Source organism: Paraburkholderia caribensis, from assembly GCF_002902945.1.
GTDB classification, from domain to species: Bacteria; Pseudomonadota; Gammaproteobacteria; order Burkholderiales; family Burkholderiaceae; genus Paraburkholderia; species Paraburkholderia caribensis.
In genome coordinates this window covers 864,029-890,598 of record NZ_CP026102.1, presented here as the reverse complement: position 1 = coordinate 890,598, position 26,570 = coordinate 864,029, and the positions used below count along the sequence as shown (strand labels likewise).

Sequence of the window (26,570 nt, the reverse complement as noted above, 5' to 3'; positions counted from 1 at the left end):
TGGATTGCAAGACGCTGCAATGCATCACGCGCCGCCCGAACATCCTGAACGCGTGTCAGAAACCTTTGAGCGCCGAAGTCGCAATCGACGGCACGCTGATGCCATGGCTCGACGCGAACTGCACGGCCGCGCTCAACGTCGATGCGAGCGACTGCAACTGCCCCGGCGCGGACTGCGCGATATACGACGCGGCCTGCGCCGTCTGGGGATTCATGCCCGATTGCAGCAGCGACGCGGGATTCATCTGCCCGACGCCGCCGAGGCTCGATTGCAGGCTCGCATACTGGCTCACGCCCTGGCCCAGCGATGCGAGGCCGTTGGTGAACGCCTGCTTGTCGACGGGTGTCGATGGGTCCGACGCGCGGCTCGTGAACGCCTGCGTCAACGTCTGCGACAACGACTGCTGCGTGCTGCCGACCTGCGACAACTGGCTAGCCGACGGCGTGCCGCCGCTCAACAGGCCGGATGCCTGCTGCGCCTGGCTCGCCGCGCCCGAGAGGCCCATCGCCGATGCGAGGCTCGACTGGCCGCTCAAGACCTGCTGGTTCGCGCCGACGTAGGTCTGCAGCAATTGCCCGATCCCGCCCGACGAAGCGGCCGCGCCTGCATTGCCCGACGAATTGCCGCCGCCGATGCCGAATTGCTGAAGGTTCAGTTGCGCGAAACTCGCGCTGCTCACGAACAGGCCGGTGGCGAGTAGCGCGGCGCAGAGAGTACGTGTTTTCATGGCTGGCCCTCCTGTCATGTGTCGGATGTGTGACGTTCGTCTCGACTCGATGCTTCGTTTGTGTCCGTTCGACAAACGGGCACGGCACGCGTTCGCGCTTTCGTCAGACGTCATGATGCGTGATCACGCACGGCAAAACGCGGGCCTGCGCTTTCGACCACTGCATCAGTGCGCGTGATGGTGCCCAGCGCCGCGCCGCGCGCGGCATGCACGCTACGCTTCACGCCCTCGCTCGCCCCTCGCGCCCTTCGCGCCCTTCCCTGGTCTCGCGCGGCGACCCGCGCACCGACAGATCCTGCAACATCTGCGCGGCGAAATAGTCGCAGGTCGGACGATCCGATTTCGCGCTGCGCGCGACGACGATATCGAGCGGCTCGATTGCGGGCAGGCCTTGCTCGGCGCCGAGTATCGCGAGCCGCGACGGCACGCTGCAACGCGCGAGCGCGATCACGGACAGCCCCGCGTCGACCGTCGCGACGAGGCCGCTCAGGCTCGCGCTGCTGTAGGCGGCGCGATAGCGGATGCGTGCCCGGTCGAGCGCGGCGAGCGTATTCGAGCGCGCGACGCAGCCGGGCTCGTACAGCCCGACTGGCAACGGCGACACGTTCAGCACGGAAGTATCTTCGGACGCGCCCACCCACACCATCGGCTCGCTGCGCACGAATTCGCCGCGCAATTTGCGGTCGCGCGTGACGAACGCGAGGTCGATCTTGTTGTCCGCGAGCATCGGCGCGAGCGCGGTGCTCTGCGCGCAGACGATCTCGATCTCCACATGCGGATACAGGTTCGAGAAGCGCCGCAACACGGGCGACAACAGCGACGACACGTAGTCGTCCGGCGCGCCGAGCACGACGCGCCCCGTCACCTCGGGCCGCACGATGGCCGACCACGCTTCTTCGTGCAGATCGATCACGCGCCGCGCATATTCGAGCAACGTGTTACCGGGCCGCGTCAGCGACAGGTTGCGCGTATCGCGAGCAAAAAGCGTCGTGCCGAGCATTCGCTCGAGCCGCTTGACCTGCATGCTGACGGCCGCCTGCGAGCGATGCACGGTGACAGCCGCCTTCGTGAAGCTGCCCGCCTCGACGACGGCGACGAAGGTACGCAGCAGATCGACATCGAACTCGGGGTGCATGATTTATCAATCCAGCTTATGGAATTTCTCAATTTTATTCGTTTGTCGCGTTAAGGCAATGGATCGATACTCGGACGCATGCAACGTGATCGAGGAGTTGACTGTCATGTCTTTGTCGTCGGGTTCGTCGATATCGCTCAGCCGGAGCCAGCAAGGGGCGCTCACGCTTGCGAGTGGCGGCCTGCTGATGGGCACGATTGGCGTGTTCGTCGAGGAAGCGCGGCTTGGCGCGCTGACGCTGGTGTTTTTTCGTTGCCTGTTTGGTTTCCTGTCGCTGGCCGCGTATTGCGCGTGGCAGGGATATTTCGCGCGCCGTTATTTCACGCGACGCACGGTGCTGCTCGCGGGGCTTTCTGGCGTGCTGATGGTGACGCAATGGGTCGGTTTCTTCGATGCGATCCATCGCACGAGTATCGCGGTGGCGACCGTCGTGTTTCACGTGCAGCCGTTCTGGGTGGTGCTGATTGGCGCTGCGCTGTTCAATGAGCGGCTTGGTGTCGACCGGTTGGGGTGGATCGCGACGGCGTTCGTCGGGCTTGTGCTTGCGTCGGGTGTCGCGGGAGCGGGTTCATTGCAGGGGCATTCGAGCTATCTGATCGGGATTGGGGAGGCGCTCGCCGGTTCCGTGCTGTATGCGAGTGTCACGCTTATTGCCAAGAGCCTTGGCGATCTGCGGCCGCATCTGCTGACGCTTGCGCAATGTGCTGTTGGTGTCGTGTGCCTGCCTTTTATTGCGCCGCTGGGCGCGGAGCATATCGCGCCGATGCAGTGGTTCTGGTTGATCGGGATGGGTGTGTTGCACACAGGGCTTTCTTATGTGCTGATCTATGGCGCGCTGCCGAAGCTCTCGACGCCTGTGATCGCGGTTCTGCTGTTCGTGTATCCGCTGACGGCGATTGCCGTCGATGCAATTGTTTATGGGCGGGCGCTCGGGGTTTTGCAGATGGGTGGGATGGGGTTGATTGTTGTTGCCAGTCTTGGGGTTAATCTGGGGTGGCCGTTGGTGTCGGTTTTGCGCTTGCGCGCGGGTTAGGGTCGGTTTTTTGTTTTTTTTGTCTGCGACGCTTGATTGTGGCTTGCGATGGCTTCTGCGTTATGTCTTCGTGCTTCACGCCTCTTCGTTCGGTATTCTCGGCCTTTGCGCTGGCATCCGCGTTACGTTAGCGCGCTTCACGCGTCGCCCCTGTGCGGGGCGGCACCTACTTTTCTTTGCCGCCGCAAAGAAAAGTAGGCAAAAGAAAGCGGCTCACACCGCCAACATTTTTTCCTGCCTGAGGGCCCCCAAAGGGTCTTACGCTTCACACGGCAATCACATCATTCTTGCTCGTTGCCAGCGCTCTTCCTGGGCGCCTCACCCGCTTCACGCACCGGCGTTTCTGCATGCCACGCCAGACAGCCCACCGCCGCCCAGGTGGCAAACTGTGTGTAGGCCGTAGTACCTCACACGCATCACTCCGGACCGATAGCGCACGCCTCCCACCCTGTAAGAGCGCTACCCTATACGACGCGACAACCTACACACAGTTTGCCACCTGGGCGGCCCATACCATTCGCTGCCGCTAACTCATGTACGGGTGTTTGAAGTGGGTGAGGCGCTCATTCGAAGCGTTGGCAACGCACACGAACAAGGGCGTTGCCGTGTGAAGTGTGGGGACGTTGGGGGCCCGTGGACAAACGTCAAGAATTGGCGGTGTGAGCCGCTTTCTTTTGCCTACTTTTCTTTGCGGCGGCAAAGAAAAGTAGGTGCCGCCCCGCACAGGGGCGACGCCTGAAGCACGCTAACAATTCGCGGATGCCAGCGAAAAGCGAAAGCAAAGCAACACCAGCCCGCGCCGCAAAGGCGCCACAAAAAAATCACTGCGGCAAAACCTCCCCTTTCGTCTCCTTAGCAAACGGAATCACAAGCAAACCGACAACAAACGCAACCGCCGTCAACGCAACAGGCACCCCAAGCGTATGCATGCTGAGCACAGCCGCCCCGAGCAGAAAATTCACCCCCGCCCCGACAAACCGCCCAAACGAAGTACAAAAAGCAAAAGCGGTTGCGCGAACGCGCGTTTCGAACAACTCCGGCAGCCACAGGCTAAACAGCGCGAAATTCCCACCAAAGAACCCAAGCACAAACAGCCACGCAATAAACGGCGCTAACCCGTTAGGCAAATAGAAAGCCCATCCAAAGCTTCCAATAATCGCCACCGCCATCCCGGCAAAATACACCGCCAGCGTCTTCTTACGCCCAAACCGCTCAGCAAGCGGCGGCAACGCAAGACACCCAAGAATCGTCCCGATCGACAGCAACCCCGTCGCGATCGAAGCCATCTTCAACGCCTCAGGCTTCGCCATGCCAGCCCGCGTCGCAAGTTGAATGACGGCCGACGGCTCATACACAGCACCCGCCCACAACCCAATAATCGCGATCGTCAACAGCGCACACATAACCCAGGTACGGCGCCGATACGTCGGCCCAAAAATCTCGCGCATCGGGCTCGCACGCACCGCATCGCGCGACTCGGCCCGTTGCCATTTGTCCGACTCCTTCACCCGCGTGAGAATCATGATCGCAACGACCACGGGCACGGCGCCCGTCAGGAACATCGCGCGCCAGCCGAAATGCACGCCAATCGTGTAGTTCAACGCGGCAGCCAGGAAAAAGCCCGCGTAGTAGCCCGTCTGCAGATACCCCGCGCCCATCTTGCGGCGATCCTCCGGCCACGCCTCGGCCACATAGGTCCCCGCCAACGCCCATTCCCCGCCGATGCCCACCCCCGCAATGAAGCGATAAATGCCCAACTCCCACACGTTGTGCGCCGTCGCCGACAGCCCAGTGAAGATCGCAAACGTAAAGATCGTGCCCGCCAGCACCTTCGTGCGGCCAAATCGGTCCGCGAGCGGCCCCCAGATGAACGACAACCCCCAACCCACCAGGAACAGCGCAAACAGAATCGAACCGGCAAGTCCAATGTTCGCGGGGGTCGCCGCATAACCCGAGCGCGGCAGCAGCTCCGTCAGCGCCGGCGTCAGCACCAGCGCATAAATGAACGAATCCATCCCGTCCAGCGTCCATCCCGCCCACGCCCCCCAAAAACCGGCGATCTGCGACCGGTTGAGCGGCGTCTTCTGCCGCACGGTTCCCGCACGGTCCGATATCGAAGAATTCAACATGCTCCTGCTCCTCCATGTACTACGGTTGGATTGGGTAACCGTCACGGCACGACATCCCCTGTTGCGTGCGGGCCGCCGCATGCAAGAGAACACGCGCGTCAGCGCCGTGCCTTTTTGAAAACCCCGGGTTTGCCCGCTAGAAATTCGTCGTTTTTATATATAATATTTGATGTCATGAACAACGCAACCGGTGGTTTTCCCCTGGACAGCGCCCCGCGCGTCCCCCTGCTGCCCACGGCACATGAGCCGCGGCCCAGCACTTCGCGTGTGATCGCGGAGGCGCTGCGCACGGCGATCGTCGAAGGCACGCTTCAGCCTGGCGCGCCGCTGCGCCAGGACGCGATCGCGCGGCACTTCTCGGTCAGCGCAATTCCCGTGCGCGAGGCGCTGCGTCAGCTGGAAAGCGAAGGCTGGGTGAAAGTCGAGCTGAACAAGGGCGCGAGCGTCGCGCAGCTCACGCCCGCCGAAGCGCGCGAAATCTACGAGATCCGTTCGGCGCTCGAAAGCCTCGCCATCGCGCTGGCCATTCCGAATCACACGGCCGAGTCGCTGCGCGAAGCGGCGGCCCTCTGCAAGGCCGCCGAGAGCGAACCGGACCCCACCCGCTACGTGGCGCGCAACGAAGCGTTCCACACCGCCCTGTATGCACCCGCCAACCGCCCTCAGCTCGCGGAGATGATCGCGGCGCTGCACCGGCGCGGCGAGCGCTATCTGAGACTGAAATTCGGCTTGCCCGCTTACAAGGGCGAATCCGATGCCGAACACCTGGACATCCTTGCCGCCGTCGAGCGCAAGGACATCGCCGCCGCCCAGTCGCTCATCTCCGCTCACCTGCTGGGCACGGGCGAACTGGTCTATCGTTTCTTGACGGAACGCGCGCAGGCGGAAGCCGCCGCAGCCACGCCGCGCAGAAAGCGCGGGCGGCCCGCGCGCACTCCAACCACTATCGGGAGTTGAAGCACCGATGAATCAGCGAATCGAATCAGCCAGGCTCGAGCTGGCACAGTCAACGGGAGCGCAGCCGGGCTCGAATGCCGTGCGTTCCTGGACCACCAAACGCGACGAGAAGCGACGCAGGCTCGCCGCGATCGCGCCCTGGCTCGAAGACGGCATCCTGCCCGCGCACCGGATCATCGATGCGCTCGAAACGCTGATCCGTCCCGGCGATCGCGTCGCGCTCGAAGGCGACAACCAGAAACAGGCCGACTTTCTGTCGCGCTCGTTCGCGAAGGTCGATCCGCAGAAAGTGCACGACGTGCATCTGCTGATTTCGAGCATCAGCCGCCCGGAGCATCTGACGCTCTTCGAGAGAAACATTGCGCACCGGATCGATTTCGCATTCGCTGGCCCGCAGAGCCTGCGCGTCGCGCAACTGCTCGAAGACGGCCGGCTCGAAATCGGTGCAATCTATACCTACGTCGAACTGTACGCACGCATGTTCGTCGACCTGACGCCGAACGTCGCGCTGCTGTGCGCGGAAAAGGCCGACCGGCACGGCAATCTCTATACCGGCCCGAACACGGAAGACACGCCGACCATCGCCGAAGCCGCCGCGTTCCGGCATGGCATCGTGATCGTGCAGGTCAACGAGATCGTCGATGAACTGCCGCGCGTCGACATTCCCGCTTCGTGGGTCGACGTGGTCGTCGAGGCCGACCGCCCGTTCGCCGTCGAGCCGCTCTTCACACGCGATCCGCGCCATATCGGCGATTTGCAGGTGCTCACGGCGATGATGGTCATCAAGGGCATCTACGAGCCGTACGGCGTGACGTCGCTGAATCACGGCATCGGTTTCGACACGGCCGCCATCGAGCTGCTGCTGCCCACCTACGGCGAATCGCTCGGACTGAAGGGCAAGATCTGCCGCAACTGGACGCTCAACCCGCATCCCACGCTGATTCCCGCCATCGAATCGGGTTGGGTCGACAGCGTGCATTGTTTCGGCAGCGAAGTCGGCATGGAGGCGTATGTCGAGGCACGCCCCGACGTGTTCTTCACGGGCAGCGACGGCACGTTGCGCTCGAACCGCGTGCTGTGCCAGCTGGCCGGGCAATACGGCGTCGATCTGTTCATCGGCTCGACGCTGCAGATAGACGGCGACGCGAATTCGTCGACGGTCACGCGCGGGCGTCTGGCGGGCTTCGGCGGCGCGCCGAACATGGGCCACGATCCGCGCGGCCGCCGTCATTCGAGCGAAGCGTGGCTCAAGCTGCTGAAAGACGAAGGCCCCGTCTCGCGCGGCAAGAAGCTCGTCGTGCAACTGGCGGAAACCTACAAGAAAGGCGGCGAGCCGACTTTCGTCGATGAACTCGACGCCGTAGCCGTCGGCGCGAAAAGCGGTATGCCCATCGCGCCCGTGATGATCTACGGCGACGACGTCAGCCACGTCGTGACGGAAGAAGGCATCGCGCATCTGCACAAGGCCGAAGGCGTCGAAGAGCGGCGCGCGGCTGTCGCGGCCGTCGCCGGCGTGACGCCGATCGGCTTGCGCGCAAAGCCGGAGAAGACGGCAGAACTGCGCCGCCGCGGCATCGTCGCGTATCCCGAAGATCTCGGCATTCGCCGCGGCGAAGCGAAGCGCTCGCTGCTCGCGGCGCGCAGCATCGACGATCTCGTCACGTGGTCGGGCGGGCTCTATACGCCGCCGGCGCGTTTCCGCAGCTGGTGATGCAATGGCCGTGCAATACGCTATCCCGCTCGACGCGGGCGCGCTTCAGCGTGCCAACGCCCGCTGTCTGCCTCGCGCCGATGCCGCGCCGTGCGATGCCACACTCGCGCGGTTCGCGGTCGAGTCGCTGATCGACGAAGCGCAACTGACGCCGAAACCCGCGCTCGTCGATGGGCGCGGCAGCGGCGCGCATCGCGATCTGGACTTGCCGCTGATGTTGCGCTCCGCCCGCTCGCTCGAACCGGCTTTCGCGGCGCTCGCGCGCGCTTCGCGCGGCCGCCTGCCGTCGGCGACGCTGCGCGCGGAGCTGGCGCAGATCGGACGCGCTGGCGAACTGGACATGATGCGCGCGACGAACGGCAGCAATGCACATCGCGGCGCGATCTGGATCGTCGGCCTGCTGGTGGCGGGCGCGGCCATCGTTGCCGCCGATGACGCCAACGCCTTGCGCGAACTGCATCCCTATGAGCGCACGCATTCGCACGCCGCGCGCGTCTGTGAACTCGGTGCGCGGATCGCCTGCTTTCCGGACCGCTTCGCCGCGCCCGTCGACAGCCACGGCGAGCGCGTGCGTCGACGGTTCAACGTCGGCGGCGCGCGTCAGGAAGCGCAGGACGGTTTCCCGCACGTGATCGGCGTCGGCCTGCCCGCGTTGCGCGCGGCGCGCTCGAAAGGCATCGGCGAAAACGCCGCGCGTGTCGACACGCTGCTCGCGATCATGGCCTCGCTCGACGATACCTGCCTGTTGCATCGCGCCGGTCTCGCCGGTCTGCATGCGGGGCAACGCGGCGCACGGGCCGTGCTCGCGGCGGGCGGCGTCACGACGGCGGCGGGACGCGCCGCGTTCGACGCGCTCGAAACCGCGCTGCTTTCGCTCAACGCTTCTCCCGGCGGCGCAGCCGATCTGCTCGCCGCCACCCTCTTCATCGACAAGCTGGCGCGTTACGCCCCAGCGGGAGCTGAAAACTGATGGAACAGATGACTTTCGACTATCCGGCGCAACGCGCGATCACGACGCGCTCGCATGTGGGCGTGGTCGGCTCGGGCGATCTCGAAGTGCTGCTGTCGCCCGCCGGCGCGATGAAAGCGACCGTGACGGTGCGCACCAGCGTCGACGGCTATGGGCATATCTGGAAGAGCGTGCTCGACCGCTTCTTCACGCGCTATGACGGCGCGGCGCAGATCGAGATCAACGACTTCGGCGCGACACCGGGCGTGGTGGCGCTGCGTCTCGCAGAAGCCATCGAGGCGGCAGACGAAGGAGCAAGCGCATGAGCACCGCCACGATACAGAACCCGCCGCCGATGCCCGTGCTGCGCGACAGCTTCATCGAACTGACGGCACGCGAGCGCGCCCGCGCGCTGCTCGACGCAGGCACGTTCCGCGAACTGCTCGGCCCGTTCGACCGCATCGAATCGCCGTGGCTGCCGTTGCAAGGCATCGTCTGCCAGGCCGACGACGGCGCGGTGATCGCGCGCGGCACGATCGACGGCCAGCCCGCCGTGGTCGCCGCGATCGAGTCGGCATTCCAGGGCGGCAGCATCGGCGAAGTGTCGGGCAGCAAGATCGCGGCGGCGCTGGAACTCGCGCTGCGCGATTGCGAGCGCGGCAAGATCGTGCGGCCCGTCGTGCTGTTCGAAACGGGCGGCGTGCGCTTGCAGGAAGCGAATCTGGGGCTGGCCGTGATCGCGGAGATGCAGGCGGCGATCGTCGCGTTGCGGCGCTATGTGCCCGTGGTCGGCGTGATCGCGGGCATGGTCGGATGCTTCGGCGGCATGTCGCTCGCGGCCGGGCTGTGCTCGTATCTGATCGCGACGAAACAGGGGCGCCTCGGCATGAACGGCCCGGAGGTGATCGAACAGGAAGCGGGCATCGAGGAACTCGATTCGAGCGACCGGCGCCGCGTGTGGCAGATGATCGGCGGTGAGCAACGCGCGGCGACGGGTCTTGCCGACGCGCTCGTCGACGACGACACGCACGCCGTCCAGGCAGCGGTTCGCGACGTGTTCGCGCGCGGCGTGCCGGCGGCGCATCGCACGGAACAGGTGGCCGAGTATCTGGAGCGGCTCGCACGCATCGATCCCGCCAACGTCACGCCCGACACGATGCGCGACGTGTTCAAGGCAAACGAAGCGGCCACGCCGCGCAAGGAGCAATGATGAGCGATACGGTACTGACGCGCGGCATGCGCTGGTTCAAGGCGCTCGCAGGCGACACGTCGACGGCCGCGCCCGTCTGGTCCGGCGAGGCTTCGCTCGGCAACGAGACGGCGACCTTCTTCTCCGTGGTCCCCGACCCCGACAATCGCTTTCCGCGCGCGCGCGACAACGTCGTCGGACTCGAACAGGGCTGGAAGCTTGCGCAAGCGGTGCGCGAAGCGGTGGCGCGCGATGCGTCGTCGGAACACAAGCGGCCCATCGTGGCGATCGTCGATGTCAAAAGCCAGGCGTATGGATATCGCGAAGAGACGCTCGGCATTCATCTGGCGTGCGCATCGGCTGTCGATGCGTATGCGAGCGCGCGTGACGCGGGGCACCCTGTCGTCGCGCTGATCGTCGGTCCGGCGATGTCGGGCGCATTCCTCGCCCACGGCTATCAGGCGAACCGGATCGTCGCGCTCGATGCGCCCGGCACGTTGGTGCACGCGATGGGCAAGGAAGCCGCCGCGCGCGTGACGCGCCGCACAGTCGAAGACCTCGACAAGCTCGGCGAAACCATCACGCCGATGTCGTACACGATGGCGTCGTTCGCGAAGCTCGGGTTGCTCGACAAGCTGATCGAAGGCGTCGATGCCGACGCGCCCACTCCGGCGCAAGTCGAAAGCGTGCGCAGCGTGCTCGCGGAAGCGGCGAACAGCGCACGCTCGGATACGCGCGGGCTGTCGCGGCGGCTGGAGTCGGATGCGGCGAAAAAGACGCGCGCTGCGTCGATCGAAGTGCGGCGGCGGCTCGCCGAACAGTGGGACGCCGCGTGATGCGAGTCTGCGCGGCCGCTCCGTTTGCTCCGGACGATGCGCCCATTGCCGACGCTCTGCGCTGGCAAGCGCACGACATCGTGCGCTTGCGGCGGCTCGAATCGTTCGATAACGAACCGGCGTGGGTTCGCGCCGCGTTCGCGCGCGCCCCGTTCGCCGTCGTGCGGCGGGCGCAGGCGTCGGCGGGATGGATAGCCATCGGGCTGCGCGGCGCGGCGCGCAATGAGCGGTATGGAACATGGGCGCGTAGCGACGATATCGAGGTTGTATTGAGCCCCGAAGCGCTGTCGTCGCTGCCTTGCGCGCTGGCTGCGGATCGCGCTGGCTTGCCTGTTTTCGTCGCGCTGGATGCGTTGCGACGCGACACGTCAAGCCTTGGCTCTTTCATTTGGGGACCGACAGGAAGCGTCGGTTTCGAACTTGCGACCCGGATGCCAACGGCCACTGCAACCAGCGATCTCGATCTATTGATACGGATACCGAATCATTTATCACGCAATGAAGCGCAATGCCTCCAGGCAAGACTTGACGAACATGCCGCACACGCAGGCATCCGCATCGACGTACAGCTCGAAACGCCCGCTGGCGGCGTCGCGCTCGCCGAATACGCGTCTGGAAAAGCGCGTGTAATGGCGCGGCATGCGAGCGGTCCACGGCTCATCGTCGATCCGTGGGCGCTGTAATGCTCGCGTATCTTTTCCCGGGCCAGGGCGCGCAAACGGAAGGCTTCCTGCATCGCCTCGGCACACAACCGGCTATTCAGACAACGCTCGACGAAGCATCCGCGGTGCTGAACCTCGACGTGCTGACGCTCGACACGCAAGCAGCGCTCGAATCGACCGTCGCCGTGCAGACGGGCCTGCTGATCGCAGGCGTCGCGATGCAGCGCGCGCTCGCGGCCGAAGGACTGGCGCCCGAACTGAGCGCGGGTTTGTCGGTGGGCGCCTACGCCGCCGCTGTGAGTTGCGGCGCAATCGACTTCGCGGACGCGCTGCTGATGGTGCGCAAGCGCGCCGAACTGATGGAAACCGCGTATCCGCGCGGCTATGGCCTGTCAGCGATTGCCGGGCTCACAGAACATGAAATCGAGAAGCTCGCCGACGCGCAGGCGCGCGACGCCGCCGCGCGCGTGTACGTCGCCAACGTGAATGCACCGCGTCAGATCGTCATGGCCGGCTCGGACGCCGCGCTCGATGCATTCAACGCGCGCGCGCTAGCGGCAGGCGCGCGCAAGGCGACGCGGCTCGCCGTCAGCGTGCCGTCGCATTGCGAACTGCTCGCGGCAGCCGCCGACGCACTGACGGACTACGCGCGCAGTGTCCCGTTTCGCGCGCCGTCGAGCGGCTATATCGGCAATCGCGGCGGCCGGGCGCTGCATACGGCGGATGCCGTGCGCGACGATCTCGCCACGAACATGCGCCACACGGTCCGCTGGTTCGACGCGCTGACCGTGATGATCGAAATGGGCGCGAAGGTGGCCGTCGAAGCCCCGCCCGGCCAGGTGCTGACCGATATCGTGCGGGAGCAGTATCCGGACACGGCCGCGATTGCCGCGAGCACACTGCCCTTCGAGCGGCTCGCGCCGACTATCCATCGACGCCTCGAATCGGCCGCCTGAAAGCGATTCCTTATGCGCATAAATTTTTTAAATTTTTAATGCGCGTGTAGCAAGCGCATGCGCGGCTAGCGCCCTGGCGTGACGAAGCGGAAAGTCAGATTGACGCGTTCGCCCTGCACTTTCGGCTCCTTGGGCACGCGATGCCGCCACTCGGCCTGCGTCCGTCCGCGCATCACGAGCAGGCTGCCGCCCTTCAGCTGATACGACTGCACGACGTGCGTCTTGTTGTGCTGCAGGTCGAAGCGTCGTGCCGCGCCGAGACTGACGGACGCGATCACCGGCTCCTTGCCGAGTTCGGGCTCGCGGTCCGCGTGCCAGCCCATGCTGTCGGCGCCGCTGCGATAGCGGTTGAGCAGCACGCTGTTGAACGCCGCGCCGCACGTTGCTTCGACGGCGGCTTTCAGCTCCGCCACGGCGGGCGTCCACGGCGACGGCACGTTGCGGATACCCGAATACACATAGACGGCGTCGGGCTCGCCTTGCCATGCCGTCAGGCGCGGCAACGGCACGCGGCCGGCCGGCGTGAACATCGAATCCTGTTGCCAGGCGACTTCGCCGACGATGCGCGCAAGCAGCATGGCGGCGGCATCGGGCGCGAGCCAGTCGGGAAACCACGCCACATCGGGCGTCGGCACATCGTCGAACAGATCGGCGGACATTGCGTTGCGATCGCGGGCGCACAACACCGCATGGCGCTCGCGAAACCTCTCTTCACAGGAAACAGCGGGTATTATCGAACGCGCCGCGGCAGCGGGTCATCCGCCAGCTTGCGCTTTCATTCGACTTTCGTCATTCAGCCCATCATCATGATTCTTTCCGACGACGCTCTCGATCAACTTTTCCGCACCGCTCGCACGCACAACGGCTGGCAGCCGCGGTCCGTGGACGATGCGCTTCTCAGGCAGCTGGTCGAGCTCGTTCTGCTCGGCCCGACCTCGGCCAATTCGAGCCCCGCGCGCTTCGTGTTCGTGAAGACGCCAGAAGGCAAGGCGCGGCTGAGTCCCGCGCTGTCCGCAGGCAATCTGGAAAAGACGATGGCCGCGCCCGTCACGGTGATCGTCGGCATGGACATGGCCTTCTATGACCATCTGCCGAAGCTCTTCCCGCACGCCGACGCACGCAGCTGGTTCGCGGGCAACGAAGCCGCGATCGCCGACACCGCGTTTCGCAACTCGACGCTGCAAGGCGGCTATCTGATCATGGCCGCGCGTGCGCTCGGTCTCGACACGGGCGCGATGTCCGGCTTCGACAAAGCGAAAGTGGATGCCGAATTCTTCGCCGGCACGACGATCCGGTCGAACTTCCTGATCAATCTCGGCTACGGCGACGCGTCGAAGCTGTTCCCGCGCAGCCCGCGTTTCTCGTTCGACGAAGCAGCGCAAATCATATGACGCGCGTAGACGTCGCCCTGCGCGCCTCGCGCGGGCCGCGTCAGCTTGCCATCAGCGCAACGTAGAACACGATCGCGCCGATCAGCGCGCCGACGAAGCAGAAACCCTCTTCCGCCTCGTCGCCGCGCGATCGCAGCCATGCCGCGACCACGCCGAACAGGCCCGCCACGCCGAGCGCGACGAACACCATCACGACGTAGAAGAGCGCGGTGCGCCCCAGTTCGGAAAAGTCGACGTACTGGACGCCGTAGTAGACGCCAAGCGCCATCAGCGACAGCACGACCATAGGCAGCATCACATGACTGCCTTCGTGGCCGAGGTGATGCTCGCGATGCACGAATTTTGTCGTTTTCATCATTCGTCTCCTCCCGAACCGCAAACCGATTGGGCGATCAGGCGCTGCTGCCGCCTGCAGGGGAGTTTCGCGCGCCCAGCCCCGCCGGGAACCGACGCGACGCCTGCTTCCAGCAGTCACGCTCAATTCCAGAATAGTCCGTACATGCGCTCAATTCAATAGCCATTTAATAAGCATTTAATCGGCATGACGAACAACTTACGACACACGTATGCTGCATTGCAACGCCCAAATAGTGCGCGTGCCTCGACATGTCCGTACGGCTTCGGCAAGCGCGCTGAACTACTTGTAGAATGACTGGCCGCCGCTCTGCAAACGGCGCGCGCTTTCTGCGACTCACCTGCCGCGCGATCCGCGCCCCACTTCCACCTATGCGCCGCCTATCGTTCTTCATCCGGATCATTGCCATCGGCATCCTGCTGCATGTGTATGTCGGCATCCGGATCATTCCCGAACTGCCCGTCGATGCCGCCGTGAAAGGGCTGTGCGCGCTGTGGCTCGTGCTGTCCGTGCTGCTGATTCCCGTCGGCATGGTCGCGCGCTCGCTCCAGCGGCAGCCGCTCGGCGACTGGCTCGCGTGGGCGGGGCTGATCGCGCTGGGACTTTTTTCGTCCCTGCTCGTGCTGACGTTCGCGCGCGAACTGCTGCTGCTCGTCGTGATGATCGTTCACGCGATCTCACCAGAAGCGCTGAATCCCGCGCGCTGGGAGATCAATAGCGCGAGCGCAGTGCCGCTGCTCGCGCTGCTGTCGACAGCCATTGGCTTTTTCAATGCGCGGCGCCGTGCGCGTGTCGTGTCGATCGACGTGCCGATCAAAGACCTGCCGCACGCGCTCGACGGCTTCACGATCGTGCAGATCAGCGACATTCACGTCGGGCCGACCATCAAGCGCGGTTACGTCGATGCGATCGTCGATGCCGTGAACCGGCTCGAACCGGATCTGATCGCCGTGACGGGCGATGTCGTCGACGGCAGTGTCGAGCATCTCGCCGACCACACGCGTCCGCTGTCGCGACTGAGCGCGCGACATGGCGCGTATCTGGTGACGGGGAATCACGAATATTATTCAGGCGCCCATGCGTGGATCGCCGAGTTTCAGCGGCTCGGCCTGCATGTGCTGCTCAACGAGCATGTCGTCGTCGAGCACGATGGCGCGCAAGCGGTGATCGCGGGCGTCACCGACTTTTCCGCGGGGCACTTCGATCCCGCGCACGAGAGCGATCCCGCTGCGGCACTCGAAGGCGCGCCTGGCGACGTGCTGATCAAGGTGCTGCTTGCCCACCAGCCGCGCTCGGCGGAAGCGGCGGCCGATGCAGGCTTCACGCTGCAACTGTCCGGCCATACGCATGGCGGCCAGTTCTTCCCTTGGAATTTTGCGGTACGGCTGCAACAGCCCTTTGTGGCCGGTCTGTCACGGCTCGACGACCTGTGGGTCTATACGAGCCGCGGGACGGGATATTGGGGACCACCCAAGCGTCTGGGCGCGCCGTCGGAAATTACACGCTTGCGTCTGGTCGGCGGCGGCGCCTGACGTTAGTTACTCCCCTTACCTCACGCTGTGACGTTTCGCTCCGGCAGCATCGATCCCGTTTCCTGAAAACGCGCATGCCATGCGAACGCCTCGCGCAACACGTGCGGCGTTTGCCCGCCGAAGCGCAGCGCGTCGCGATAGTAATCGCGCAGCAGATCGCGATACAACGGATGCACGCACTTGTCGATAATCAGCGACGCCCGTTCGCGCGGCGCGAGTCCGCGCAGGTCCGCCAGGCCGATCTCCGTCACGACGATATCGACATCATGCTCGTTGTGGTCCACGTGCGGCACCATCGGCACGACGCTCGAAATCGCGCCGTCCTTCGCGATCGATTTCGTCGCGAAGATCGCGCACGACGCGTTGCGCGCGAAGTCGCCCGAACCGCCGATGCCGTTCATCATGTGCGTGCCGCCGACATGCGTTGAATTCACGTTGCCGTAGATATCGAATTCGAGCGCCGTGTTCAGCGCGATCAGACCCAAACGGCGAATCACCTCCGGATGGTTGCTGACTTCTTGCGGGCGCAGCACGAGCCGGTCGCGATAGCGCGCGAGATCGCCGAACACCTGGGCCTGGCGCTTTTCCGTCAACGTGATCGACGCGCCCGATGCGAACGTAACCTTGCCCGCATCCATCAGATCGAAGGTCGAATCCTGCAGGACTTCCGAGTAGATCGTGAACGGCTCGAACGGCGAGTCGGCGAAACCGGCCAGCACAGCATTCGCAATCGTGCCGATGCCAGCCTGCAACGGCGGCAACGGCGAAGGCATGCGTCCATGCGAGACCTCGTGCTGCAGGAACTCGATCAGATGAGCGGCGATCAGCGCGGTGTCTTCGTCGGCGGGCAATGCCGTCGACGGGCTGTCAGGCTTGTCGGTGATGACGATGGCGGCGATCTTCTCAGGCGGGATCTCGATCGCCGTGGTGCCGACACGATCGCTCGGGCGCACCAGGGGCAGCGGATCGCGATGCGGACGGCGGCCCGGAATCCAGATATCGTGCAGGCCTTCGAGCGCGAGCGGCTGCGCCAGATTGATTTCGACGATCACCTTGTCGGCGAGAATCGCGAAGCTCGCCGAGTTGCCGACCGATGTGGTCGGCACGATGCCGCCTGTCTCGGTGATCGCGACGGCTTCGATGATCGCGACGTCGAGCTTGCCGAGCTGGCCGGCGCGCAACATTTCGACGGTCTCCGACAGATGCTGGTCGACGAACATCACGTCGCCGCGATTGATCGCCTTGCGCAACGTGTTGTCGACCTGGAACGGCAGACGGCGCGCGAGCACGCCCGCATCCGTCAACAGGCTGTCGACGCCATGACCCAGCGAGGCGCCCGTGATCAATGTGATACGCAGCGGCTTGCCTTCGCTGCGCGCGCGTTCGGCCAGCGCAACGGGAACCGCCTTTGCATCGCCCGCGCGCGTAAAGCCGCTCGCGCCGACGCGCATGCCATTGTCGATCAGCAGCGCTGCCTGCGCCGCCGATGTGATCTTGCCGCGCACCGCGGCGCAGCGAATCCGGTCTTCGTACATGATGAAAGTCTCTCCGATGTCACGCTCGCGAAAGCCGGAGTGCACGTCTTGTTGTCGGTGTGCGTCGTCCGGCTGCCGCTCGATTTCCGCTCAGCCCGCCTGATACGTCAGGCGGCCGCGCGATGCCGTTCTGGTCAGCTACCGAAATACATCACGCAGTAGCTCACGGGACCGACACACTCATCGGCCTTTTTCGCCCGTTTCACGACGGGACGCTGCGCTTCGGGTTGCGCGACGCTTGCTGCGTTCGCCTGTGCGACCTGTTGCGCGCTTTCGTCCGCCGGCGCCGTCTGCGCGTGCGCAAGCGCCGCGGCGGACAACGAACAGGCAATCAGGACCCACTTCAGCGCTTTCATTTCAATCTCTCCAGTTGTTTCAATGGCTGCGTAAGCAGTGATTCCAATATATGACTGAGATCGACGTGGATTAAGAGGGACGGCTGGAAGGCATTCTTCCTGGTTGCGGCAAGATCGGTTTGGGCGGAGATTGTCGCGTTTGCGCCGGGCGTCGTGCCGGCGCAAAAGACTGTTGTGTCGATTGCGCCGTTCGAGATTTGCCGGGATCAACGCGTATCGAATGGCGCGCCTTTGTCGAGCAGCGCCGTGCGGATGAAATGCAGGCAGCTGAGGATACGCTGCTGATCGTGACGTTTCTCGCGATCCGTGTGGACGGCTTCCAGCACTTGCTGCACCACCCGCATCGCCGCACGCACGGAGATTTGCGTTCGCTCGGCATGGGCACGGTCGGGCCGCTCGAACAGCTGCGCGAGATCGCGCGTGACGCGATCCAGAGACGGCTTCCATCGGGCGTGCGCGTCGCTTGCGTAGGTGGCACGCTCGATCTCGCTGCGCAGATCGATGGCGGCATGGCCGACTTCGAGCGTGACGAGCATCCATCTGAGCGCGTTGCGATGGCGTCGCGAGCGCTTCGGCAACAGCATGCGCAGCTGGTGCATCAGATCGTGCGTACTCGACTGGAAACGTTGCGCGAGGCCCGTCAGCGGCGCCGTGCACGCAAGCGTCACCTGGCCGCGCAAGTCGCCTTCGATACGCGCGATCAGCCACGGCATCTGCACCGGGAAGACGATCGCGGCGCCAATCGCCGTCACGAGCATCGACACGACGATCGCGATGCCGTTGTTGATCAGCAGATCGGGTGCGTAGGCCACGACGTTGTCGGGCGCGGCGAGCAGGCAGAAAAAGACTGTGAATCCGACGCCGTAACCCGCTGTCTTCGTCCGCGACGCGAAGAAGGTGCCGACGGCGAGCACGGGCGCGAGCATCGCGCACAGCAGCGGGAAACCATCGACGGCGGGATAGACGTAGCACGTGACCAGATAGCCGGCGAGCGTCGCGCACGCCGCGCCGACCGCCATCTGCAGCGCAAGCCGGACGGGGTTCGGCGCCGATGAAGTCAGCGCGCAGGTGAGCGCCGCGCCGATCACGGCCATGCCGCCGCTCGGCCAGTTCGTCGCGATCCAGAACGCGCTGATCGCGCCAACCACCGCCGCCGTGCGCGCGAACGTGCAAGCGACCACGAACGCATTGGTTCGGCTGACGTAGCGCACGGGCGGCCGCTCGCGCGCCGGATTGTGATTGGTCTCCAGCGACGCATACGTGTCGATGTAGCGAATGAACTCGACGACGAAGCGATACAGCAGTTCGCCCGCTGTATCGAAATCGGGCAGACATTGCGGCTCATCCGATTCCAGCGGACGGCGTGTCGCGCGCATTCTTACGGGCAGCGTCGCCTGAAAGGCTTTGAGTCTGATCGCGATGCGAGCGGCATCCGATGAATCGAAGCGGCGCTCTTTGTGTACACCGAGTAATTGCGAAAGCTCGTGAAAATACGGCGCAGTCGCTTGCACGACCTGGACAGACGGATTGCCGCGCAAACGCTTTCTCAACTGATGCAGCGCATGCAGTCGCGCGCAAATGTCCATGAACTCGTGGTTCAACCTTGCAAGCACCTGACTGCGCGAGCGCATGCCAGGGTCCTCGAAAGCGGCGAACGCGCGCGTGGCCTCGAAGCCCACGACTTCATCGACGAGGTCCGCGAAATAGCGCTCGGACGTGCCGCGCTCGACGGCCCCATCGAGCACGTTCATAGCGAAAGCAGTAAAATCGAGATGCCTCGATTGCAGTGCGTTTTGCAGCGCGAGGCTCGATCGACGCGGCACGATCAGCGCGCTGACAGCCGCCGAGCAGACAATGCCGATCGCCACTTCCGCGGCGCGCGTCAACGCGGCGAGGAACAGGCCATTCGGTTCCATCACGGTCGGAATGCCGATCAACGCCGCGGTATAGCCAGCCAGCACGAAGCCATACCAACGAAAATGCCGATACCGGACCGCCGCCGCCACGCACGCGCCCATCCAGGCCGTGATGCCGAGCATGTACAGCTCGGGCTGCTGCGCGAACAGCGCGCCCAGCAGCAGCGCGGCCAGCATGCCGACGAACGTTCCGACGATCCGATAGAAGCTCTTTGCCAGCACCATCCCGCTGAACGGCTGCATCAGAACGAACACCGTTGTCATCGCGGTGCGCGGTTGCTGCAGTTCGAGCAGCATCGCGATGCCCAGTGCGAGCAGCGCGGCCAATACCGTCTTGAACAGATGAAGCCAGATGAGGCCGTCGGTGGTCGCCCACTCCGCGCCGGCGTCGGCGATCGCACGCAGCATGCCAGCTCGCGATCCGAAAGTATCGGACGACACTTGCTTGATCGCATGCTGGCGTTTCATAGATTGATACCGCGCTGGGTCCTAGTCGGAGGAATGCGCGAAATGTCCTGACGCACGCCTGGCCTGAAAGCGCCGATTGTAGGAGCCGACAAAGCGTGGATTAACGGGAGGCGTCGGGAACGTCCCTTCCAGATCGCTCAACAATGGCGACCCGCGGCAGGCGGACAATAACGTTTTGATGTCGATCAAGAAGGATTGATGGATACGTTACAAAACATGCGAGTGTTCGTGCGCGTCGTCGAAGCGGGTAGCTTCACGGCAGCGGCGCAGTCACTCAATACGACGACGGGCGCGATGTCTCGTGCGGTTTCAGAACTCGAGGCGCATTTGCGGACGCGTCTGCTGAATCGATCGACACGGCGCCTCGCTTTGACGACTGCCGGTGAGACATATCTGAAGCGATGTCAGCAGATTCTTGCTGATATCGACAATGCCGAAGAGGAGGCGAGTGGCGCGCATGAGCGTCCGTCGGGCGTGCTGCGGATGCATAGCTTTGCGAGCATCGGGCAGCATTATGTGTTGCCGGCCATTTCGCGGTATCGCGCGCAGTATCCTGAAGTGGCCGTCGAACTGACGCTCTCGCAGCAGTTGCCCGATCTGTTCGAGGGAAGCGCCGATGTGGCTGTCGTGGGGGCGTCGACGCTGCCCAATTCGGATCTCGTGTCGCTCTTGCTTGGCACGACGTTCAGCATTCTGTGCGCGTCGCCTGCGTATATTCACGCACACGATGCGCCAAAAACGCCCGCCGATCTGCTGCATCATGACTGTCTGTTGCTCAAGACCCCCGCTTTTCCGACCAGCGAATGGACACTCGATGGCCCTAACGGCAGCGAAGTGCTGAATGTGAATGGGCCTGTGCAGGTGAATATCGCCGAATCGCTGATCGTCGCGATTCGTGAGGGAATTGGGATCGGGATATTGCCGTTGTACGCCGCCATCGATGGATTGCGGACAGGGTCACTCGTGCGCGTGTTGCCGGAGTACACGCTGCAGAAGATGAATGTTTATGCGCTGTATCCGTCGCGCAAGTTTATCGATGCGAAGACGCGGACCTGGGTGGAGTTTTTGCGGACGCATTTGCCGCAGGTTATTGCTCGCGATGTCGCGCTGCTGGAAGAAGTCGGCCGCCAGAATGTTGCCGCCGATGATGTACTGCGCACGAGTGAAGGTAGCGTTGCTACACGGCGGGTTAAGTCGTGAGGTGAGATGCGTGGCCGGCGGGTTTGCGTTGTTGGCTGGGTCGTCGGCTGAGCAGGATCTGCGTATGACAGTTGTCTGTCGACAAGGCGGTGTTGTTACGGCTATCGCGTGACGGTTATACGGCGTGATGTCGACGGGGGACGATGGGGATAATTGCGGCTCTTGGCAGGGCCGCTGGCTCGACATTAAAAACATGTGCCCCAAACGCCAAGACCCCGCTTTTGAGGGCGGGGTCTTGTCTTGGGTAAGGAGCCTGACGATTACCTACTTTCACACGGGCAATCCGCACTATCATCGGCGTGGAGTCGTTTCACGGTCCTGTTCGGGATGGGAAGGGGTGGTACCGACTCGCTATGGTCATCAGGCATGACGGGTTGCTGCGTCGCGCTGGAGGTTGGGTAACCTGGTCGCGCCACAGCCAATCGGGAAGAAGCGTAAAGAGGGTATGGGGTTGTGTTGTTTCTGGCACAACACCGATCTCAACCTGATGCGTAAAACACACCGGTTATAGGATCAAGCCTTACGGGCAATTAGTATCAGTTAGCTTAACGCATTACTGCGCTTCCACACCTGACCTATCAACGTCCTGGTCTTGAACGACCCTTCAAGGGGCTCGAAGCCCCGGGGATATCTCATCTCAAGGCGAGTTTCCCGCTTAGATGCTTTCAGCGGTTATCTCTTCCGAACATAGCTACCCGGCGATGCCACTGGCGTGACAACCGGTACACCAGAGGTTCGTCCACTCCGGTCCTCTCGTACTAGGAGCAGCCCCCTTCAAATATCCAGCGCCCACGGCAGATAGGGACCAAACTGTCTCACGACGTTTTAAACCCAGCTCACGTACCTCTTTAAATGGCGAACAGCCATACCCTTGGGACCGGCTACAGCCCCAGGATGAGATGAGCCGACATCGAGGTGCCAAACACCGCCGTCGATATGAACTCTTGGGCGGTATCAGCCTGTTATCCCCAGAGTACCTTTTATCCGTTGAGCGATGGCCCTTCCATACAGAACCACCGGATCACTATGACCTGCTTTCGCACCTGCTCGACTTGTCGGTCTCGCAGTTAAGCACGCTTATGCCATTGCACTATCAGCACGATTTCCGACCGTACCTAGCGTACCTTCGTACTCCTCCGTTACACTTTGGGAGGAGACCGCCCCAGTCAAACTGCCCACCATGCACTGTCCCCGACCCGGATCACGGGCCAAGGTTAGAACCTCAAACAAACCAGGGTGGTATTTCAAGGACGGCTCCACTGAAACTAGCGTTCCAGCTTCATAGCCTCCCACCTATCCTACACAGATCGGTTCAAAGTCCAATGCAAAGCTACAGTAAAGGTTCATGGGGTCTTTCCGTCTAGCCGCGGGGAGATTGCATCATCACAAACACTTCAACTTCGCTGAGTCTCGGGAGGAGACAGTGTGGCCATCGTTACGCCATTCGTGCAGGTCGGAACTTACCCGACAAGGAATTTCGCTACCTTAGGACCGTTATAGTTACGGCCGCCGTTTACCGGGACTTCAATCAAGAGCTTGCACCCCATCATTTAATCTTCCGGCACCGGGCAGGCGTCACACCCTATACGTCCACTTTCGTGTTTGCAGAGTGCTGTGTTTTTATTAAACAGTCGCAGCCACCAGTTTATTGCAACCCCTTCACCCTTCGCCCGCAGGGGCGTCAAGCTACAGGGGCGTACCTTATCCCGAAGTTACGGTACCAATTTGCCGAGTTCCTTCTCCCGAGTTCTCTCAAGCGCCTTAGAATACTCATCTCGCCCACCTGTGTCGGTTTGCGGTACGGTCAATGTGAAACTGAAGCTTAGAGGCTTTTCCTGGAACCCCTTCCGATTGCTTCGCTCCCGAAGGAGCTCGCGCCACGCCCTTGAATTCCGTGCCCGGATTTGCCAGAGCACCTTCTCCAACGCAGCGACCGGGACTTCCAACACCCGGACAACCTTCCGCGATCCGTCCCCCCATCGCATTTCACACTGGTGCAGGAATATTGACCTGCTTCCCATCAGCTACGCATTTCTGCCTCGCCTTAGGGGCCGACTCACCCTACGCCGATGAACGTTGCGTAGGAAACCTTGGGCTTACGGCGAGGGGGCCTTTCACCCCCTTTATCGCTACTCATGTCAGCATTCGCACTTCCGATACCTCCAGCACGCTTTTCAACGCACCTTCGCAGGCTTACGGAACGCTCTCCTACCATGCGTGCAATGCACGCATCCGCAGCTTCGGTATATGACTTAGCCCCGTTACATCTTCCGCGCAGGACGACTCGATCAGTGAGCTATTACGCTTTCTTTAAAGGGTGGCTGCTTCTAAGCCAACCTCCTGACTGTTTTAGCCTTCCCACTTCGTTTCCCACTTAGTCATATTTGGGGACCTTAGCTGGCGGTCTGGGTTGTTTCCCTCTTGACACCGGACGTTAGCACCCGATGTCTGTCTCCCGTGATTGCACTCTTCGGTATTCGGAGTTTGCTATGGCGAAGTAATCCGCAATGGACCCTTCAACCATGACAGTGCTCTACCCCCGAAGGTGATACACGAGGCACTACCTAAATAGTTTTCGGAGAGAACCAGCTATTTCCAGGTTTGTTTAGCCTTTCACCCCTATCCACAGCTCATCCCCTAACTTTTCAACGTTAGTGGGTTCGGACCTCCAGTACGTGTTACCGCACCTTCATCCTGGCCATGGATAGATCACCTGGTTTCGGGTCTACACCCAGCGACTGAATCGCCCTGTTCGGACTCGCTTTCGCTACGCCTGCCCTAATCGGTTAAGCTCGCCACTGAATGTAAGTCGCTGACCCATTATACAAAAGGTACGCCGTCACCCCTTGCGAGGCTCCGACTGTTTGTATGCATGCGGTTTCAGGATCTGTTTCACTCCCCTCCCGGGGTTCTTTTCGCCTTTCCCTCACGGTACTGGTTCACTATCGGTCGATCACGAGTATTTAGCCTTGGAGGATGGTCCCCCCATCTTCAGACAGGATTTCACGTGTCCCGCCCTACTTGTCGTACACCTAGTTCTTCCTCGCTGTTTTCGCCTACGGGGCTATCACCCACTATGGCCGCACTTTCCAGAGCGTTTGGCTAACAACGAAGATAAAGAGTACAGGCTGGTCCCATTTCGCTCGCCACTACTTTGGGAATCTCGGTTGATTTCTGTTCCTGCGGTTACTTAGATGTTTCAGTTCACCGCGTTCGCTTCACATGGCCTATGTATTCAGCCATGGATACTCCATAAGGAGTGGGTTTCCCCATTCGGATATCGGTGGATCAAAGCTCGTTTGCCAGCTCCCCACCGCTTTTCGCAGGCTACCGCGTCCTTCATCGCCTGTGATCGCCAAGGCATCCACCACATGCACTTGTTCGCTTGACCCTATAACGGGTGTGTCTCGTCGTGTTGCCACGACAGACTCACTCGCTACAGGCTGAGTATTCGCGTTGTGCCGTATTCCAGGTTCGTCTTTCGATGAACTCAAAAAATACATTGATACAATCACAACCCTGATTCACCTACTCGCGCGCCCATCTCTAAGCACGCTTTCGTGAATCTCTTTACTACTTCTTCCTGATTGTTAAAGAACGACAGCCGATACAAGGCGCTATGCCTTACATCACTCGCTGACTGGCTCAATCGCCAATGCATAAGGCTCAGTTCGCACTGAACACTAGGCATTGAGGATTGGTGGAGGATGACGGGATCGAACCGACGACCCCCTGCTTGCAAAGCAGGTGCTCTCCCAGCTGAGCTAATCCCCCAGTCATACAGTACACAGGGGGTTTCGCGATCAGCCACCGCAGACAAGACGCTGGTGGGTCTGGATGGATTCGAACCATCGACCCCCGCCTTATCAAGACGGTGCTCTAACCGACTGAGCTACAGACCCCTGAGCCTGTCTTCAATTAACAGCCGACAAGTGTGAGCGCTCAACTTGTGAAACGCTAAAGCTCTGGAAAGGAGGTGATCCAGCCGCACCTTCCGATACGGCTACCTTGTTACGACTTCACCCCAGTCATGAATCCTACCGTGGTGACCGTCCTCCTTGCGGTTAGACTAGCCACTTCTGGTAAAACCCACTCCCATGGTGTGACGGGCGGTGTGTACAAGACCCGGGAACGTATTCACCGCGGCATGCTGATCCGCGATTACTAGCGATTCCAGCTTCACGCAGTCGAGTTGCAGACTGCGATCCGGACTACGATCGGTTTTCTGGGATTGGCTCCACCTCGCGGCTTGGCAACCCTCTGTTCCGACCATTGTATGACGTGTGAAGCCCTACCCATAAGGGCCATGAGGACTTGACGTCATCCCCACCTTCCTCCGGTTTGTCACCGGCAGTCTCCCTAGAGTGCTCTTGCGTAGCAACTAGGGACAAGGGTTGCGCTCGTTGCGGGACTTAACCCAACATCTCACGACACGAGCTGACGACAGCCATGCAGCACCTGTGTTACGGCTCCCTTTCGGGCACCCTCACCTCTCAGCAAGGTTCCGTACATGTCAAGGGTAGGTAAGGTTTTTCGCGTTGCATCGAATTAATCCACATCATCCACCGCTTGTGCGGGTCCCCGTCAATTCCTTTGAGTTTTAATCTTGCGACCGTACTCCCCAGGCGGTCAACTTCACGCGTTAGCTTCGTTACCAAGTCAATGAAGACCCGACAACTAGTTGACATCGTTTAGGGCGTGGACTACCAGGGTATCTAATCCTGTTTGCTCCCCACGCTTTCGTGCATGAGCGTCAGTATTGGCCCAGGGGGCTGCCTTCGCCATCGGTATTCCTCCACATCTCTACGCATTTCACTGCTACACGTGGAATTCTACCCCCCTCTGCCATACTCTAGCCCGCCAGTCACCAATGCAGTTCCCAGGTTAAGCCCGGGGATTTCACATCGGTCTTAGCGAACCGCCTGCGCACGCTTTACGCCCAGTAATTCCGATTAACGCTTGCACCCTACGTATTACCGCGGCTGCTGGCACGTAGTTAGCCGGTGCTTATTCTTCCGGTACCGTCATCCCGCCCCTGTATTAGAGAAGCGGTTTTCTTTCCGGACAAAAGTGCTTTACAACCCGAAGGCCTTCTTCACACACGCGGCATTGCTGGATCAGGGTTGCCCCCATTGTCCAAAATTCCCCACTGCTGCCTCCCGTAGGAGTCTGGGCCGTGTCTCAGTCCCAGTGTGGCTGGTCGTCCTCTCAGACCAGCTACAGATCGTCGCCTTGGTAGGCCTTTACCCCACCAACTAGCTAATCTGCCATCGGCCGCCCCTTGAGCGCGAGGTCCGAAGATCCCCCGCTTTCCTCCACAGAGCGTATGCGGTATTAATCCGGCTTTCGCCGGGCTATCCCCCACTCCAGGACACGTTCCGATGTATTACTCACCCGTTCGCCACTCGCCGCCAGGGTTGCCCCCGCGCTGCCGTCCGACTTGCATGTGTAAGGCATGCCGCCAGCGTTCAATCTGAGCCAGGATCAAACTCTTCAGTTCAAACCTGTTACTGTTTTTCGGTTCATCTAAGAA

The 26,570-nt window shown here is 62.2% G+C and carries 20 protein-coding genes, 2 tRNA genes and 3 rRNA genes; 12 read left to right on the top strand and 13 right to left on the bottom strand.

The window, feature by feature from the left end; all coding sequences use genetic code 11:
• Positions 1 to 55: 55 nt before the first annotated feature.
• Positions 56 to 727 (bottom strand): hypothetical protein, encoded by a 672-nt coding sequence (locus C2L66_RS20515; protein ID WP_054932442.1) that lies wholly within the window; start codon positions 725 to 727, stop codon positions 56 to 58.
• A gap of 220 nt (positions 728 to 947) precedes the next feature.
• Entirely contained in the window at positions 948 to 1,862 is a 915-nt protein-coding gene (locus C2L66_RS20510) for a LysR substrate-binding domain-containing protein (RefSeq protein WP_054932443.1), read from the bottom strand.
• A 130-nt stretch (positions 1,863 to 1,992) separates the two neighbouring features.
• Here C2L66_RS20510 and C2L66_RS20505 point away from each other — a divergent pair, with 130 nt between their 5' ends.
• Positions 1,993 to 2,895: a DMT family transporter gene (locus C2L66_RS20505; RefSeq protein WP_036001393.1), complete on the top strand. Its 903-nt coding sequence runs from the start codon at positions 1,993 to 1,995 to the stop codon at positions 2,893 to 2,895.
• Between the two features lie 821 nt (positions 2,896 to 3,716).
• Here the strand turns inward: C2L66_RS20505 and C2L66_RS20500 are convergent.
• Positions 3,717 to 5,024, bottom strand: a complete 1,308-nt coding sequence (locus C2L66_RS20500) for an MFS transporter (RefSeq protein ID WP_054932447.1) — start codon at positions 5,022 to 5,024, stop codon at positions 3,717 to 3,719.
• Between the two features lie 174 nt (positions 5,025 to 5,198).
• On the opposite strand from C2L66_RS20500, the gene C2L66_RS20495 reads away from it, so the two are divergent.
• The 8 genes from C2L66_RS20495 to mdcH are packed head-to-tail and all read left to right on the top strand — an operon-like array spanning position 5,199 to position 12,284.
• On the top strand, positions 5,199 to 5,981 hold the full coding sequence (locus C2L66_RS20495) for a GntR family transcriptional regulator (protein ID WP_060603356.1): 783 nt from the start codon (positions 5,199 to 5,201) through the stop codon (positions 5,979 to 5,981).
• A 7-nt stretch (positions 5,982 to 5,988) separates the two neighbouring features.
• On the top strand, positions 5,989 to 7,692 hold the full coding sequence (gene mdcA, locus C2L66_RS20490) for a malonate decarboxylase subunit alpha (RefSeq protein WP_060603359.1): 1,704 nt from the start codon (positions 5,989 to 5,991) through the stop codon (positions 7,690 to 7,692).
• A gap of 4 nt (positions 7,693 to 7,696) precedes the next feature.
• The gene (locus C2L66_RS20485; protein ID WP_060603361.1) at positions 7,697 to 8,662 is read left to right on the top strand and encodes a triphosphoribosyl-dephospho-CoA synthase; all 966 of its coding nucleotides are present in this window, start codon (positions 7,697 to 7,699) and stop codon (positions 8,660 to 8,662) included.
• On the top strand, positions 8,662 to 8,967 hold the full coding sequence (locus tag C2L66_RS20480; protein WP_035988600.1) for a malonate decarboxylase subunit delta: 306 nt from the start codon (positions 8,662 to 8,664) through the stop codon (positions 8,965 to 8,967). The genes C2L66_RS20485 and C2L66_RS20480 overlap by 1 nt, the downstream gene beginning before the upstream one ends.
• Positions 8,964 to 9,851, top strand: a complete 888-nt coding sequence (locus C2L66_RS20475) for a biotin-independent malonate decarboxylase subunit beta (RefSeq protein ID WP_060603364.1) — start codon at positions 8,964 to 8,966, stop codon at positions 9,849 to 9,851. Before C2L66_RS20480 ends, C2L66_RS20475 begins: the two co-directional genes overlap by 4 nt.
• Positions 9,851 to 10,666, top strand: coding sequence for a biotin-independent malonate decarboxylase subunit gamma (gene mdcE, locus C2L66_RS20470; RefSeq protein WP_060606835.1), 816 nt, complete (start codon positions 9,851 to 9,853; stop codon positions 10,664 to 10,666). Before C2L66_RS20475 ends, mdcE begins: the two co-directional genes overlap by 1 nt.
• Positions 10,666 to 11,349, top strand: coding sequence for a malonate decarboxylase holo-ACP synthase (locus C2L66_RS20465; protein ID WP_060606838.1), 684 nt, complete (start codon positions 10,666 to 10,668; stop codon positions 11,347 to 11,349). The genes mdcE and C2L66_RS20465 overlap by 1 nt, the downstream gene beginning before the upstream one ends.
• Positions 11,349 to 12,284: a malonate decarboxylase subunit epsilon gene (gene mdcH, locus C2L66_RS20460; RefSeq protein ID WP_060603366.1), complete on the top strand. Its 936-nt coding sequence runs from the start codon at positions 11,349 to 11,351 to the stop codon at positions 12,282 to 12,284. The genes C2L66_RS20465 and mdcH overlap by 1 nt, the downstream gene beginning before the upstream one ends.
• 65 nt (positions 12,285 to 12,349) lie before the next feature.
• Here mdcH and C2L66_RS20455 read toward each other — a convergent pair whose 3' ends face one another.
• On the bottom strand, positions 12,350 to 12,943 hold the full coding sequence (locus C2L66_RS20455) for an alpha-ketoglutarate-dependent dioxygenase AlkB family protein (RefSeq protein WP_060606841.1): 594 nt from the start codon (positions 12,941 to 12,943) through the stop codon (positions 12,350 to 12,352).
• Positions 12,944 to 13,090: 147 nt separating this feature from the next.
• Between C2L66_RS20455 and C2L66_RS20450 the strand changes: the two genes are divergently transcribed.
• Entirely contained in the window at positions 13,091 to 13,675 is a 585-nt protein-coding gene (locus tag C2L66_RS20450) for a malonic semialdehyde reductase (protein ID WP_060606844.1), read from the top strand.
• A gap of 40 nt (positions 13,676 to 13,715) precedes the next feature.
• Here the strand turns inward: C2L66_RS20450 and C2L66_RS20445 are convergent, their stop codons facing one another.
• Positions 13,716 to 14,030 (bottom strand): hypothetical protein, encoded by a 315-nt coding sequence (locus C2L66_RS20445; protein WP_054932462.1) that lies wholly within the window; start codon positions 14,028 to 14,030, stop codon positions 13,716 to 13,718.
• A 371-nt stretch (positions 14,031 to 14,401) separates the two neighbouring features.
• Here C2L66_RS20445 and C2L66_RS20440 point away from each other — a divergent pair, with 371 nt between their 5' ends.
• Positions 14,402 to 15,562 (top strand): metallophosphoesterase, encoded by a 1,161-nt coding sequence (locus tag C2L66_RS20440; protein ID WP_060603369.1) that lies wholly within the window; start codon positions 14,402 to 14,404, stop codon positions 15,560 to 15,562.
• A gap of 20 nt (positions 15,563 to 15,582) precedes the next feature.
• Here C2L66_RS20440 and C2L66_RS20435 read toward each other — a convergent pair whose 3' ends face one another.
• The 3 genes from C2L66_RS20435 to C2L66_RS20425 all read right to left on the bottom strand — a co-directional run bounded on the left by C2L66_RS20435 (position 15,583) and on the right by C2L66_RS20425 (position 19,837).
• Positions 15,583 to 17,097: an acetyl-CoA hydrolase/transferase family protein gene (locus C2L66_RS20435; RefSeq protein ID WP_060603372.1), complete on the bottom strand. Its 1,515-nt coding sequence runs from the start codon at positions 17,095 to 17,097 to the stop codon at positions 15,583 to 15,585.
• A 134-nt stretch (positions 17,098 to 17,231) separates the two neighbouring features.
• The gene (locus tag C2L66_RS20430; RefSeq protein WP_054932456.1) at positions 17,232 to 17,453 is read right to left on the bottom strand and encodes a hypothetical protein; all 222 of its coding nucleotides are present in this window, start codon (positions 17,451 to 17,453) and stop codon (positions 17,232 to 17,234) included.
• Positions 17,454 to 17,659: 206 nt separating this feature from the next.
• Positions 17,660 to 19,837 carry an FUSC family protein gene (locus C2L66_RS20425; RefSeq protein ID WP_060603375.1) on the bottom strand — a complete coding sequence of 726 codons (2,178 nt, stop codon included), beginning with the start codon at positions 19,835 to 19,837 and terminating at the stop codon, positions 17,660 to 17,662.
• 198 nt (positions 19,838 to 20,035) lie between these two features.
• Between C2L66_RS20425 and C2L66_RS20420 the strand changes: the two genes are divergently transcribed.
• On the top strand, positions 20,036 to 21,037 hold the full coding sequence (locus C2L66_RS20420; protein WP_054932458.1) for a LysR family transcriptional regulator: 1,002 nt from the start codon (positions 20,036 to 20,038) through the stop codon (positions 21,035 to 21,037).
• 251 nt (positions 21,038 to 21,288) lie between these two features.
• Here C2L66_RS20420 and rrf read toward each other — a convergent pair.
• The 5 genes from rrf to C2L66_RS20395 form a co-directional block, all read right to left on the bottom strand.
• Positions 21,289 to 21,402 (bottom strand): 5S ribosomal RNA (gene rrf, locus C2L66_RS20415).
• A gap of 144 nt (positions 21,403 to 21,546) precedes the next feature.
• Positions 21,547 to 24,428, bottom strand: a 23S ribosomal RNA gene (locus tag C2L66_RS20410).
• A 307-nt stretch (positions 24,429 to 24,735) separates the two neighbouring features.
• Positions 24,736 to 24,811 (bottom strand) — tRNA-Ala (locus tag C2L66_RS20405).
• Positions 24,812 to 24,862: 51 nt separating this feature from the next.
• Positions 24,863 to 24,939: transfer RNA gene (locus C2L66_RS20400), tRNA-Ile, on the bottom strand.
• A gap of 67 nt (positions 24,940 to 25,006) precedes the next feature.
• Positions 25,007 to 26,537 (bottom strand): 16S ribosomal RNA (locus C2L66_RS20395).
• Together the 16S, 23S and 5S rRNA genes with 2 tRNA genes alongside form the textbook arrangement of a ribosomal RNA operon.
• Between the last annotated feature and the right edge of the window lie 33 nt (positions 26,538 to 26,570).